This is a genomic window from Thermoplasmata archaeon, assembly GCA_015063285.1.
GTDB lineage: Archaea > Thermoplasmatota > Thermoplasmata > Methanomassiliicoccales > Methanomethylophilaceae > Methanoprimaticola.
The window spans coordinates 140463-153275 of record SUST01000001.1 but is presented as its reverse complement, the minus strand read 5'-3'; the positions used below and the strand labels follow the sequence as shown (position 1 = coordinate 153275).

The 12813-nt window shown below is 49.7% G+C and carries 13 protein-coding genes and 1 pseudogene; 8 read left to right on the top strand and 6 right to left on the bottom strand.

Annotated features, from left to right (window positions below):
• Positions 1-51: 51 nt before the first annotated feature.
• Positions 52-1422 (bottom strand): hypothetical protein, encoded by a 1371-nt coding sequence (locus tag E7Z62_00800; protein MBE6521659.1) that lies wholly within the window; start codon positions 1420-1422, stop codon positions 52-54.
• A 310-nt stretch (positions 1423-1732) separates the two neighbouring features.
• A complete protein-coding gene (locus E7Z62_00795; protein MBE6521658.1) occupies positions 1733-2170 on the bottom strand; it encodes a hypothetical protein in 438 nt (145 codons plus the stop codon).
• 325 nt (positions 2171-2495) lie between these two features.
• Between E7Z62_00795 and E7Z62_00790 the strand changes: the two genes are divergently transcribed.
• Positions 2496-2843, top strand: a complete 348-nt coding sequence (locus E7Z62_00790; protein ID MBE6521657.1) for a hypothetical protein — start codon at positions 2496-2498, stop codon at positions 2841-2843.
• A 508-nt stretch (positions 2844-3351) separates the two neighbouring features.
• Entirely contained in the window at positions 3352-3693 is a 342-nt protein-coding gene (locus E7Z62_00785) for a zinc ribbon domain-containing protein (GenBank protein ID MBE6521656.1), read from the top strand.
• A 52-nt stretch (positions 3694-3745) separates the two neighbouring features.
• Here E7Z62_00785 and E7Z62_00780 read toward each other — a convergent pair.
• Positions 3746-3910, bottom strand: a pseudogene (locus E7Z62_00780) (ATP-binding protein).
• A 460-nt stretch (positions 3911-4370) separates the two neighbouring features.
• On the opposite strand from E7Z62_00780, the gene E7Z62_00775 reads away from it, so the two are divergent.
• The 4 genes from E7Z62_00775 (at position 4371) to E7Z62_00760 (ending at position 7394) form a co-directional block, all read left to right on the top strand.
• Entirely contained in the window at positions 4371-5471 is a 1101-nt protein-coding gene (locus E7Z62_00775; GenBank protein MBE6521655.1) for a transposase, read from the top strand.
• 247 nt (positions 5472-5718) lie between these two features.
• Positions 5719-6399, top strand: coding sequence for a hypothetical protein (locus tag E7Z62_00770; protein ID MBE6521654.1), 681 nt, complete (start codon positions 5719-5721; stop codon positions 6397-6399).
• Positions 6396-6854, top strand: a complete 459-nt coding sequence (locus E7Z62_00765; protein ID MBE6521653.1) for a hypothetical protein — start codon at positions 6396-6398, stop codon at positions 6852-6854. Before E7Z62_00770 ends, E7Z62_00765 begins: the two co-directional genes overlap by 4 nt.
• Before the next feature lie 174 nt (positions 6855-7028).
• A complete protein-coding gene (locus tag E7Z62_00760) occupies positions 7029-7394 on the top strand; it encodes a hypothetical protein (protein ID MBE6521652.1) in 366 nt (121 codons plus the stop codon).
• A 37-nt stretch (positions 7395-7431) separates the two neighbouring features.
• Here E7Z62_00760 and E7Z62_00755 read toward each other — a convergent pair whose 3' ends face one another.
• Complete coding sequence (locus tag E7Z62_00755) at positions 7432-8298, bottom strand: nucleotidyl transferase AbiEii/AbiGii toxin family protein (protein MBE6521651.1); 867 nt, start codon at positions 8296-8298, stop codon at positions 7432-7434.
• Positions 8299-8306: 8 nt separating this feature from the next.
• The gene (locus tag E7Z62_00750; GenBank protein ID MBE6521650.1) at positions 8307-8900 is read right to left on the bottom strand and encodes a hypothetical protein; all 594 of its coding nucleotides are present in this window, start codon (positions 8898-8900) and stop codon (positions 8307-8309) included.
• A 210-nt stretch (positions 8901-9110) separates the two neighbouring features.
• Here E7Z62_00750 and E7Z62_00745 point away from each other — a divergent pair, with 210 nt between their 5' ends.
• Positions 9111-10310: a hypothetical protein gene (locus E7Z62_00745; GenBank protein MBE6521649.1), complete on the top strand. Its 1200-nt coding sequence runs from the start codon at positions 9111-9113 to the stop codon at positions 10308-10310.
• Here the strand turns inward: E7Z62_00745 and E7Z62_00740 are convergent.
• Entirely contained in the window at positions 10301-11365 is a 1065-nt protein-coding gene (locus tag E7Z62_00740; GenBank protein ID MBE6521648.1) for a Fic family protein, read from the bottom strand. The two genes, E7Z62_00745 and E7Z62_00740, sit on opposite strands and share 10 nt — an antisense overlap.
• 203 nt (positions 11366-11568) lie before the next feature.
• On the opposite strand from E7Z62_00740, the gene E7Z62_00735 reads away from it, so the two are divergent.
• On the top strand, positions 11569-12654 hold the full coding sequence (locus E7Z62_00735; GenBank protein ID MBE6521647.1) for a hypothetical protein: 1086 nt from the start codon (positions 11569-11571) through the stop codon (positions 12652-12654).
• The last annotated feature ends 159 nt before the right edge of the window (positions 12655-12813 follow it).

Here is a 12813-nt window from a genome sequence, read left to right as displayed (position 1 = left end):
CTGAAAAGAAGATGGTTCGGAGGTGCGCGGATGCGCACCCCCTGGGTTTGATCAGAGCTTATAGCCTGCGTCTATCAGGTCCTGAGAGGTGCAGAAGAAGAACGCGTCTTTGGTAACGTCGATCTTCATCATGGTGAACTTGTCATAGAATTCCTGGAGGTATTCATACACGTTCACGTCCTTGAAAGAATCTGGATAGAGCAGAGAAGCAATGACTATGGGGCCTAGGCACAGCGGGGTGCCGTTGGTGAGGTTGTAGCATATGGCTATGGCCTTTCCATCCTGGTAGTTCTTTAGCTTGTCGAGACCCACGGATTTCATGTAGTTGTAGAAGTCATCCATGAACGTCTTCTTATCGGAGCCTATGATGGTGGACTTCTTGGTGAATATCAGCAGATCGAGTCCTGGATCCTTTTCCAGACCGTACACGAATTCGGTGTTCTCAGGGTAGTAGTACAGGGTACTGTACTTCTCATAGAATCCGTCCGCGACATTCTCGGTTCTGGCGAACTCGGAGACCTCATAGCTACCAGAGTTCTCGCAGTGGATCTTGAACTTGGTTTCGCTGTCGAAGTATATGGAAAGGGACTTGGGGACATCGCTGTTCAGACCAGTGGTTCTCTCTTTGACTGTGTTCATGCACTTGTTGTAGAAGTCGAGGTAGTTGTAACCGCCGTCGGATCCCAGGATGTAGCCCAGGGTGACGACATGCCATACGATTACAGGTCCGCTTGCACCGTTGCAGAGACGGACCATGTCGTAGTTGGACGGCAGCTGCTTCTCCACTTCCTCGGAGATGTGGTAGGTGGCAGAACCGGAGATGATGGTGGTGGCACCGGTGGACATGAGGTCCTCGGCGGTGATCTCGGATTTCTGTCCGAGGTTCTTCATCTTCTCGATTCCTGGGAATTGAGAGGCTTTGTCTACGCAAGTGTATTCGTCTGTAGCGACAGCCTTGTCAAACGCACCCAGAAGGACGACTGCTTCCATGACCTGGTAGTATATGACGGTCATCTTATCGATAGGAACGGCGACTGACTTGACGTCGTACTTGTAGTTCTGGTAGTACAGACGGGTAGGGTCACCTTTGATGATGCCTTGCAGATAGGTGACATCCTTGTTGTTTATGACACCGTCCTGGTTGACATCAGCATAGAAGGTCTGTTCCTTCTCTCCCTTGATTATGGCCTTTAGGTAGGTCATGTCGTCGTTGTTGATGTACGCATCGCCGTTCACGTTACCGAATACACGTAGAAGAGTGTCGGCTGGAAGATCCAGTGTTTTGACGACGATTTCATTGGTAATGTCATCGCCTCCGTTGTTGTCGGAGCTGTTGTCATTACCGTTGAGGACGATGACTGCCCCCACAGCAGCGATGGCAACTATTGCCGCGACCGCGATAATCAGAAATTTGTTGTCCATAGTATCATTTGGATTATTACTCCAACTAATGGATCAGTACTGATTATATTTATAGATTTAGTATACAAATATATACTATATTCATAAATTATTCTAACCTAATTTATTTTAGACTGTCATTTATTACCACCAATAATTTCTAGATGGCTGTCGACAGAATATGTTTTGACTTAGCATTTCAGGAAAAAACTGTCCGGAGCTGAAGGGTCTGCTAACTACGAGGTTGCCGATTACTAACGGGTAACTTTGCAAGGTCTGTCAAGATTTAACTCTTTGAATTGAGGTGTTCTTTGAATTGGAGTACGTCGTCTCACCACGACACATACGGAAGCAGCTTGGTCCACAGCCTGCTTGCCTTCTGCAGTTTCCCGAAGGCCTTGACGGATTTGTCTGGATTTTCGCGGTTCACGAGATAGTACCTGGTCCATTTCAGGACCTTGTCAATAGCCTCGATCTGAGTGTATTCCTTCCCATCGAACTCTATGGAATAATAGGTCAGGTCCACGGCCTTGGACGCCCTTTTGCGGTACATCATGAGGCGGCTGTACAGCCATTCGGCGTAGGCGACGTCCATCTCACGGGTCTCCCTCTCGTCGAAGCCGTACTTCCTCCTCTGCCTGTCCCATCTCCTCAGGTCCTTCCTCTTATCATCAAGGGTCCAGTTCACACCGTACTGATAGGGCTCCAGTCCGAGGTCCTCGAGGAACTTGTTCCTCTGCTTGACGAGATAGGCGCGTCTCTTGGCCATGACGAATCAAACTCTGTTCGGGTATAACGAAGTAACGGTAAGGTACTCGGGGAAATTATGTAGCTCCAATCGTCCAGTTGTGACGATCATAACTACAAATGATTGTATTATTTGTGTAGTCGCGCGCACAAAGATTCATGATGTTTGAAAATAAGATATGATGCCGTGCAGGATACGGTTTAAACTCCTGTTTGATTTGGATTGATGGGGGCCCAGCCGTCTGTTTTCTTGCGATAACTAGTGTGAGGAAGCCGAGTTATACGCCCTGTGACGAGTCATGTGCTATATTCAAATATCATGAACCTCACTATAATTCATAGGAACTATGGTCGGCAATTATTCTGACGATGGCGATACCGCAACGGTTAAGAATCAACCTCCGCAAGCATTCTCCAGTATCTACCATGTACTCATTGAACAGTTGGGCAGATTTAGATTCGTCAGTCCTATCTCTTTTGAAGTTTCCAGAGAATCGGAGGGACTCGTTCTCGCAAACGACGAGGCCAACCTCTATGGCGCGGGCATGTCTGTGGAAGAAGCAATCATAGATCTTGAATCCGAGATTGAGTTCGCATGGCGCCATTATGTCGTTGTCGAAGATACATCCAAATTTCACAAATCTGCCATCAAGTATCGTCGCTGGCTTCTGGAAAATGTAGAGGTATTGCAGTGACGGTTCTGAAAGTGAGATTCATAAACTCAAATCTGGAAAAGAAAGGTTTTGTCAAAGCCGAAGAATCAGATCATATCTGGTATACATTACAAGTCAATGGCCTTGACACCTGTATAAAGACCAAAGTAAGTCACGGCGAGAGTGAGATTAGCGATCCACTCATATCAAAGATGTCTAAGCAGCTGCATATCAGCAAATCCGATTTTATCGATCTTATTTCATGTAAAATAGACAGCAGTCAATATCTGTCGATGGTCAGTGAGTATATCTAATGATATTCTGGTAAAGTAGAGTTTTTTCTAGTGATTCAGAAGATTTTACTACCAGGTGCCTCCACGGTATATGCTGTCGATCTAATAGCGGCAGTACCCTAGTCCGGTCGGTCAGGATAAGGGTGGCAAGGCGGTGAAAACTACCTTGTGAGCATCTCTGGACAAAAGACATCGGAGAACATGGCATGACCGGATGTTAAGGATAGTTTTATCTCAAATCTAACCTATTAACACCCATGTACTGTCAGAACTGCGGCAAGGAGATCTCTGGCAACGAATCGTTCTGCCCCTCGTGCGGAAAGAAGGTCGGGAACTCATCGGGTTACAGCTCTAATTACGATCAGGCGCCCAAGGAGCCCGCTACGCTGGTCCCGTTCCTCTTGGGAATGTTCCTAGGCGTGCTGGGAGTGGTCATAGCGGTCGTTGTCTACAACGGAAACGACGGGCCCTACACCAAGAATCCCACGACTCACGCTCTTCTGTGGAGCATCATAGGCATGTTTATTTGGGTCCCCATAAGTCTCATGATAATCCTGCCGTTCATCTTCGCGGCCATGTCAGCCGTGCTGATCATCTGAAACCATAAGGGGTCTCGGCCCCTTATTCGAATTGCGGACCTTTCTCTAAAAATCAAACCCCAGACCTGTGATTCCAGTTCAGGAGGAAATCGAACAGATCCATAGTGACGATGCCGTCATCATCCTGGAAGGTATGAAGGCCGTTCTTCGTCACAATAATCTTGGTGAAGGAATCGTCGATGTTCGCAAGGGGTCTCTTCTCCTGAGTCATTTTTTCCGATCCTTCCAGACAATTTGCGAACGTATGACTCTCTCGGATAATCCATGAGGTTGACCCCCTCTGTTTATAGATTATGTGTGGTCGATATTATTCAAAAAACTTTGGAAAATATCGACTAGATATTCTGAGCTCGATGTATTCGGTCGCACACAAAGAAAAAGAACGTGAAATCCAAGGACGAGACATTTCGATTCCTATCAGAAAGGACCGTTTCTCTGCATGAATGGACCTTTTCGTCCATTTTAAAATGCTGGCCTAGTTAGTAGACATTAGCATTGAGGAAACCCTCGGTTTAACGTTAAAATCGATGATTTAACAGAACTTTCTAAGAACCCTAGACACCGAAACCGAAAGTGGAAAAAGGATATCTGGGTAGGTGCTTTTTCTGTTGCACTTTCGGTGACCCCCTTCGTAGCTTCTTATACTAATCGTACGGTGTATATCATGGAGGCATCCCATGGACAGGACGATGAGGACTATGATCGTAAGGTTGTATCCCAACAGGGAGCAGGAGCGCCAGCTCAATGATTGTCTATATGTCTGCCATGACCTCTACAATATTTTGCTGGAGCATTGTATCGAGACGCATAAGGAAGGAGGGAAGCACCCCTCGGCATATGATCTGGAGAAACTCCTTCCGGAGATGAAGCAAAACAATCCGAAGCTGAAGACGGTGTACTCACAGGTGTTATGCGATGTCTGTTTCCGTCTGAGCAGGACCTTCGACGGGTTCTTCAGGCGTGTGAAGGAGGACCCGGAGCATGCCGGCTTCCCGAGGTTCAGATCATGGAAGAGGTACGATTCGTTCACCTATACTCAGAAAGGTTTCAAACTATCTTCTAATCACATCAGGCTGAGCCCGTGGAAGATGGATGTGAGGATCAGAGGATACCGCAAGATGGACGGTACTATGAAGACATGCACCATCATTAGGAAGGGTGCTGGACCCAACTACCACTGGGAGGCCGCTGTGACCTTCGAGATGGATGGCAAGGACAAAAGTGGGATGACCATCCAGACCTCTACAGAGCCCTCCAGGCCCATAGGCATAGACCTCGGTCTGAGGAACATCGTGGTGACCTCCGAGGGCACTACATACCCGAACAGGAAGAATTACATACAAGCGGAAAGGCAGGTATCGAAGATCCTCAGGAAGATGTCGAAATTCGAGAAAGGCTCGAAGGAGAGGGAGAGGTACCGCCAGAGGCTGTTCCATGCCTTCGAGAGGCTGAACAATGTTAACAGGGGATATATCCACGCGATAGTGAACAGCCTACTGGACAATTACGATATGATAATCATGGAGGATCTTCAGACCAAGGAGCTCGCCGATAGGAGCAGGTCCAAGGGGATGAGGAAGTCCTACAGGGATGCTGGTTGGAGCAAATTCATCTTCACACTGGGATACAAAGCGGCAGAGGCTGGTATCCAGGTGGTGAAGGTGGATCCGGCGTACACGTCTCAACAGTGTTCAAAATGCGGGATTATGGTGCCAAAGGACCTCTCGGTCCGCAGGCACCAATGCCCGCATTGCGGTCTGGATGTCGACCGCGATTAGAACGCTGCATGCAACATCCTCACCTTGGGCATGCAAGGTGTTCAGTCACTGAGCTGATGGATGGAGAGCAGGGAGACCTGCGATCACATAGAGGAAACCGAGGGTTTCCTCAAAGCCTAGACATTAGTTCTACCTTCTACCACTGTTTCTTATTATTCAATATGATTCAACTCCTCGGGGACACGTGCCGCAGCGTCAATCTAAGGCCGTTCCCGTAAAAATGTCCTTGAAGGACTAGGAGAATCTTATGAGATACTCAAAACTGATAATCGGGATCCTGGCGATCGTGGCCATCGCCTGGATCGGGATAGGCTTCGCCTTCCAATCCTCTTACGAGAGCGAGAACAACGGAATCGAAGGACGGTACGTGACCATAAACGCCGGCGGATCCGGATCCGCCGTCCTGGACTATATCCAGTACTACGACACGGTCATCGCCGATTCCACCACATTGTACTATCTGCCGATGACCAACGGCACCGACCTGATAAAACTGAATGACTCTCCTTACAGCGTGACGATCAGCGACGGGGATACGAACGGCACATACAATCTCGTCATCACATCGCAGCTGCCCACTCTGTTCACGCAATCCGTGAAGAACGCGAACGAGTGGTGCCAATTCGTGTTCAAGCTCACCAAGGGTGTCAATTCCTACTACGGCATCACCACATTGACAGAACTCGCAGCCGGAAGCCAATACAGCTTCTACGCCGCTGAGCAGGACGATGACGATTCGACCGCTCACGCAGATGAGGTGGCATCGATCACCGCCGGGGAATACACTTTGGACCTGTACCTTAAGACCTGTGAGGCGGCGGGTACCGTCGGCGGCATCACCGGCATACAGGTCGACAAGACCAACTTCGTCGACCAGTTCAACCTGGCGAACTTCAAGATCGTGTTCACCGCAGTGGGGACTCCATGAACTTCGGAATCCTGGTGTTAGCACTGCTCATTTCCCAGGCCGCTCTGGCGGAATTCACGTCGGAGGACAACTGCATCTCTTATGGATATTGCACGGTGGGATGCGATGCATATTCCGTGTCGATGGACGACGGCAACCTGTACTTCGGATACGATGCATCATGCGTCATGAGTTATGACGATTACCTCGGGGAGGATGGCAGCATCACCCTCTCCTTCTCGGGCGAGATACCCGACGGAACGCATCTCACGCTGTCCTGCAGGACCGATGGGAAGCAATCACTTGCAGAGGGATCGTTCCACGGCGGATCCTGCGATATCGTCATCGAGGATGTGAGGAACGGAGCGGACATCGAGATATCCGGGACCGCGAGTTCTACCGAACCCGCGAGCCTAATTCTGGCGATTATCGCGTCCGGATCGGATGGGTACAGATCATTTCTGACGATCTGCTGATTGGGGAATCAAACGATTTCGGGGCCTTTCGGCCCTTTTTCATCGAAAAACATGGCTGAAAAAGTCAAATTTTTCTGAACCAATACATAGATTGATATACCGGACACCTGCGTGGGCGCATCAGCGACCTGTATCGGATGCCAAGCGAGCCATGTTGCCGAAGGTGAACGATATATGGGATCCCAAAGAAGAGACCTTGTAATAGTACAGGGAAGGAACTGCAATCAGAACGAATACGATTTGAGCATCTTATTGGACCTGCTGGGCTTTTTGGAAAGGTCGAAGATGCTCCAGGTATTGGTGGACCTCTACAGGTCCCCGAAGAAGATGATGGAGATCATCGACAACAAACCGTATTTCCGGAACAAGGCGGTCCTGGAGAAGTTGGACGAGCTCGAGAAAGAGGGATTCGTGAGATTCACGCCCTGCGGAAGAGGGAAGATAGTGTCCCTGACCGAAGACGGTGAGAAGCTGGCCGCCCTGGCCGCCGAGATGTTCTCCGAACTGAAGAAGAAGATGAGGTTCAAGGACCATAATTGAATCCTTCTGAGGAAAAGACCGAGGCGGTTCAAGTTCCTCATTTGATAATACCGGATTTCAATGAGACGGTTATCTGCTCGAACATCTCGGGGCACCAGATGCGGACGGAGTTGTACTCTTCCGATCCGATGAAGTTGCTCACATCCTCGATGGCCGATCTGTAATCGATCTCCTTGAATCTCCTGTTCAGCAGTTCCATGACATCGGCGTGCGACAGATCACCCTCCATATCGGGAATCGTCCTCCTCATCTTGGAATTGAGGAAGGCAAGGTTGTACGGTACGCCGTTGTTGAGGTAGAAGATGTAATCGTACAGGTCCCTTCCCTTGAATCTGTTGGCCCACGGTCTGCACAGGATGGCGTGGATCTTCCCGGCGAACATGGTGGGCATGTCGCAGGAGGTCAGCATGTATCCGAACGGCTGTGTCTTGAATCTCTTCTCATACTGAGCGCCTTCCGCGGGATCGGTGTCCACCTCCATTTTTATCTTCGAGAGTTGGGTGGGATAGATCTTATCGGAACGGTCTTCGTCGCTGTAGAATTTCAGGTAGAGCTCCTTCGTGTTGGCCTTCACCAGGCCTTCCCTGATGCTTCCTTGATGCTTCTTTTCAACTGCTTCGACCTTGAAGTCGATGCCGAATGTCGTAAGGGTATCCTCCAGGCTTTCTGTGTACGGAGCAAAGGAGAACCCTTCATCAGGTTCCCTGAGGATGAAATCCAGGACCTCCGAGAATCTGTTCAGCCCATGGAATATCCTCAGATCGGTACCGCCCATGAAAGCGGCCCTGTCAAAGAAATCGGTCTGTGAGAGTCCGTAAAGCGTCATTTCCTGAATGACCTCTCTGACAGCATTTTCCCTCGCTTTGGGGTTCGAGACGTCATAGTTCTTCAGTAGGTAGTCCAAGCGGCCCGTCACTGTTCACACCTTCTTTTCATGTATTTTGACAGGAGGGACACGTTGCGGCTCCTGTAGTGTTCCGAGATGTCCGCGATCTTTCCCGCATCCATCTCATCCAGGCCATCCTCGTAGATCCTGAGATCATCAAGAAGTGTCATCTCCATGTCCTTCATCGACCCTATCTTAGGAAGCTTGTACACCTTGTCGCAGAGAGCTTTCTCCGGAGACGCCATCCAGTAGGTGTACTCGCCGGCGTTGAACATCTCGATCCCCCTTATGAAGACCGAGGAGGGGACATCCTGGTAGGTGTACCTGCCGAACGGGGTGATGTAGCATTTCGATCTCCTCTTCTTGCAGGTCGCCGAAGTGTATGCTTCGACCCTCTCAGGGATGAGTCCGTAATAGGAAAGCGCATAGTCGAATGAAAGGTACGATGGGCTGTATATGATGTCCGCCAGTAGCCTCCCGTCAAGGTTGGGGTCGGTTTCATAGAGTCCCCTGATTATTGGGATGTATTTTCCGTCCTTGACGAGTCTGTTTAGTTTCATCTTGGGATTTGAATACTCTTTGCTGAGTTGCTCCAAGATCATCGGGGTGGCCATTATCATACAGTTTTCTCCAATAAGTATCGAAATATAATACTTTCTGGAGAAATAACAGACTATCCCTATCTTATTGCTGGTCATTTCCTTAGTGAGTGTTCAATGTTCGTTTCCTATCATCAATGTTGCATTTAGTCCATTTTTATGAAACAATTAAATCGCCTCACCAGGATTCCATCCGTATAATCCGTGCGATCCCTGAAGGAGGGGAGGCATTTGGCCATACAGAGCAAGTACGTAATCATCATCGCCATCGCCGCCGTTGCTATTCTTGCGGCGGTAGTCTTCGCAATGCAACAGGACAGCCACGACCCCAAGGATGACCTTCCCGAGTTCAAGATCACGGGCAGCACAGACCTGGATGGGAACATCTTCGTATCCTTTGTCTACACCAAGAACATTATAATGTTCGACGGTAAGGGCGATATCGTTTGGTACAAGCACGAGGACCTGCCCGACGGGGTCCACGCAGGCTATTGGGATTTCAAGAAGCATGTGATAGACGGCAAGGTCTACTACAGCTACCACGACCAGAACATCAATGCCGACCACTACGGCCTTCCGGGATACGCCCCGGGAGAGAGGGTCATTTTGGATTCCGATTTCAAGGAGGTCAAGCGCATAACCTTTGAGAAGTCCGACATAGTCGACAAGGGGCACTTCCTAGACGGTCACGACTTTCTTCTGATCGACCTAGACCACTACATCATGTCGGGTTACATCAAGGATATTGTAACCAATGTGCCAGGCTATGAGGAATCATCCGTCGTGTACTCCTATCTGCAGGAGGTCGACCACGGGAAGGTCGTATGGGATTGGAGGAGCGTCGACTACCCCGAGCTGTACTCTCTGACGGTCACCGACGCCGTGGATACCGCTAACGATTTCGGCAATGAGAAGACCGATGCCCCCGATTACGTCCATTTCAACGCCATGCGTCTGAACGACGACGGCGACCTCGTATGCTCCTTCCGCCATCTCAACACGATCATGTGCCTGGATCGCACCAAGGACACCGACCAGATCAAATGGAAGCTCTCAGGAAACGGGGACGAGTTCGGTCTGACCGATGACCAGAGGACCTCCAGCCAGCATTACGTCACCGTGGACGGCGACACCATCAGGGCGTTCGACAACCACAACATCACAGAGAGGACACGCATAGTCGAGTACAAGGTGGACATGGACTCCCAAGAGCTGAAGGCATTCAAGGAGAGGGTCGTACCGGGTAAGTTCTCATCCGCATGCGGAGCGCAGCAGCAGATCAAGGACGAGCTGTTCATGATCGGATGGGGATGCACCGAGAATGATGCGATATGCTTCTCAGTGTATGACTTCGCCTCCGGCAAGGAACTGATGTCCATGGAGCTGGCGCAGCCCCAGAACTTCACCTATCGCTGCGTGTATTACGAATGATCCGGCCGGTCCCCCGCCCTCCTGTACCTGGTGGCGGGGCCCGACCCAACCTTTTCAATCTTCCCTTCCTCCAACAGTCTCCTAAGGACGTTGGCGACCATGGCCTCGCTTATGTCCGGGAGATTCTCGCACAGTTCCCTCTTGGAGATTGGCAGGAGCGAGTTCATAACCGCGTATTCTATCCTGGAGGTCTTGTTCGTCTTCGCTCCCACTGCGGTAGCGAAGCGCCTGTCCAGTTCCTTGTAGCATAGCAACAGTATGCCTAGGAAGTTCCTTATGAACGGCATATAGTCGTTCTTGCCCTCTAACCAGTCCTTGGATGATCTTGAAAGAGAGCGATAGTATTCCGGACGATTTCTGTAGGTCATGTTTTCGAATGAGACGTATTTTCCGACATCGTACCCCTCCTTGTAGAGCAGCAGAAGGGACAGGAGCCTGGATGTCCTCCCGTTGCCGTCCAGGAACGGATGGATAGAAAGGAAGTCCTGTATGAAGCAGGGAATGAGGAGCAGTCTGTTTATCTCCGAATCCTGAATCGCAAGCCTGTAGGCCAGAATGAGCTGCTCCATTGCCTCTGGAGTATCCTCTGCCGACACCGGACGGAACACTACATTGATGGATCCATCTTCGTTCCTGCTACCGATGATGTTGTCAACGGTCTTCCATTCTCCTCCGCCTTCTTTGGTGTAAGAGAGGGTGATTCTGTGCAGCAAGCGTATGGTTGGCAGGTCGATATCAAGTGATCTGTATTCCCTGTGAACAAGATCTAATGCATCACGGTACCCTGCTATCTCATTCTCACTGTGGCCTTTAGGTTTAACCTTTTTCATGCAGATGTCCTTCAGGCGGTCGTCGGATGTGAATATACCTTCAATTGCATTGGAACCGAAGACAGATTGGATTCTCGCAGCCGATTCCATGTTCGAATATGTGGTAGGGAACTGCACTATGCGATTACTGTCCCTCTCTTTCAAGGACTCTATCATCGATACGGTGTTGAGCAGATCCATGTTCACAGTGAGTCCTTTCAGGAACGAATAATCGAATGTCCTCATAACATATAACAGCGGGTATTATCTATATAATTTTATAGATTTTATATACATAATCAATATAATTATATGTAAAAATTATAGAGATATTATGCAATAATTAGAATATATGCCTTCTGAACCGAAAAGAAGAATTCATCCCGATCGTTCACTTGAAGTTCCTAATAGTCGGACCATACAAATATCGGATTACACATCCAATACTCATGAAGAAGAGCACATTGATGGCATCTGCATTCGTGGTGAGTGCATTGGTGCTGCTATCTTTCGCATTGATCTCATCCGCCGACGCGGATGACAACGATGCCCATATGGACGTCGGTACGGAGGTGAAGGTCTGTACAGGTACCGGACACACCACCCATGGTCCGAGTCAGGACGTGAGCAAATACGGCGAGAACACCAAGGTCACAATCACCCTGACCGTTCTCACGAAGCCCTCCGGACCCAATCTCGGATGGGATACCACCGGAACTCTCAAGATTACCGATATCGAGTTCAGCGAGTCCTCAGACCTCGCCTATTTCCCTTCGTACATCCTGGACAAGGATGGGAACGACATCACCATCTACAAGGTGACATCCATCGACGACAGCGTTAGGGACAAGATCAATGAGAGGACCATTTCCGTCGTTCTCCCGCAGGCCCTGAAGGACACATCCTTCGGCAAATCCGTCACCAAGGTGACCGAGGGAATGTACACCGATACCAACGGAACCCAAGTGCGCTATGCGATCGACGAGACCGCTCCCCTCTACTACAACGGATACGCATGCTACATGGCATACGCTTACGCCACCGAATCCCCTGACATGAGGATGTGCGAGATTGGGCATGTGATTAGCACCGTCCCAGAGGGAGCATCATACGAGACCAAGATGGTCCAGTGGAGCAAGAACGACCTCGTGTCATGCGATAGTTGGGTTTGCGGTTCGTACCCGGACATGCTCGCCACGGTCCTCACCTGCGAAGTCGAATTCTCGGGCAAGAACGTCAGCTATTCCGAGGATAAGCTCACATGCGCCGCAGGCTCCGTCATCAACACGGATGGGATGAAGATCACCATCAACGGAGTCACCGTAACGGCGGAACCCAAGAAGGACACCATGGTCTTCGAGGGATGGAACGTAGAGGACGGTCAGAAGATCACGGCAGACATTGAGATCGAGGCCGTCTTCTCCGGAGATGCTGGTTCGGACAACTACGTCTACTGGTTCACGGCAGCGATCATCCTCGTTATCGTCCTTATCGTGTTGGCGGTCGCCCACGTGAAAGCACACAAGAAGGATTGAAACCATAGATCCCGGGGATCATCCCCCGCAAGGGGGAATCCCACTCGATTCATATGAGTTAAACTAATAGTCCGTTAAGTTGTAAAATTTTACAAAATAACGGACGTTAAATTGTAATAATTTGCATAAAAAATTCCGTTAAATCCCGTGTCTGACACT

Excerpts from the sequence above, each read along its gene's own strand:
- E7Z62_00775 (MBE6521655.1), top strand. The coding sequence starts at position 4,371 with ATGGACAGGACGATGAGGACTATGATCGTAAGGTTGTATCCCAACAGG.
- E7Z62_00800 (MBE6521659.1), bottom strand. The coding sequence starts at position 1,422 with ATGGACAACAAATTTCTGATTATCGCGGTCGCGGCAATAGTTGCCATC.
- E7Z62_00735 (MBE6521647.1), top strand. The coding sequence starts at position 11,569 with ATGAAGAAGAGCACATTGATGGCATCTGCATTCGTGGTGAGTGCATTG.
- E7Z62_00750 (MBE6521650.1), bottom strand. The coding sequence starts at position 8,900 with ATGATAATGGCCACCCCGATGATCTTGGAGCAACTCAGCAAAGAGTAT.
- E7Z62_00740 (MBE6521648.1), bottom strand. The coding sequence starts at position 11,365 with ATGAGGACATTCGATTATTCGTTCCTGAAAGGACTCACTGTGAACATG.
- E7Z62_00795 (MBE6521658.1), bottom strand. The coding sequence starts at position 2,170 with ATGGCCAAGAGACGCGCCTATCTCGTCAAGCAGAGGAACAAGTTCCTC.
- E7Z62_00760 (MBE6521652.1), top strand. The coding sequence starts at position 7,029 with ATGGGATCCCAAAGAAGAGACCTTGTAATAGTACAGGGAAGGAACTGC.
- E7Z62_00765 (MBE6521653.1), top strand. The coding sequence starts at position 6,396 with ATGAACTTCGGAATCCTGGTGTTAGCACTGCTCATTTCCCAGGCCGCT.
- E7Z62_00770 (MBE6521654.1), top strand. The coding sequence starts at position 5,719 with ATGAGATACTCAAAACTGATAATCGGGATCCTGGCGATCGTGGCCATC.
- E7Z62_00790 (MBE6521657.1), top strand. The coding sequence starts at position 2,496 with ATGGTCGGCAATTATTCTGACGATGGCGATACCGCAACGGTTAAGAAT.
- E7Z62_00785 (MBE6521656.1), top strand. The coding sequence starts at position 3,352 with ATGTACTGTCAGAACTGCGGCAAGGAGATCTCTGGCAACGAATCGTTC.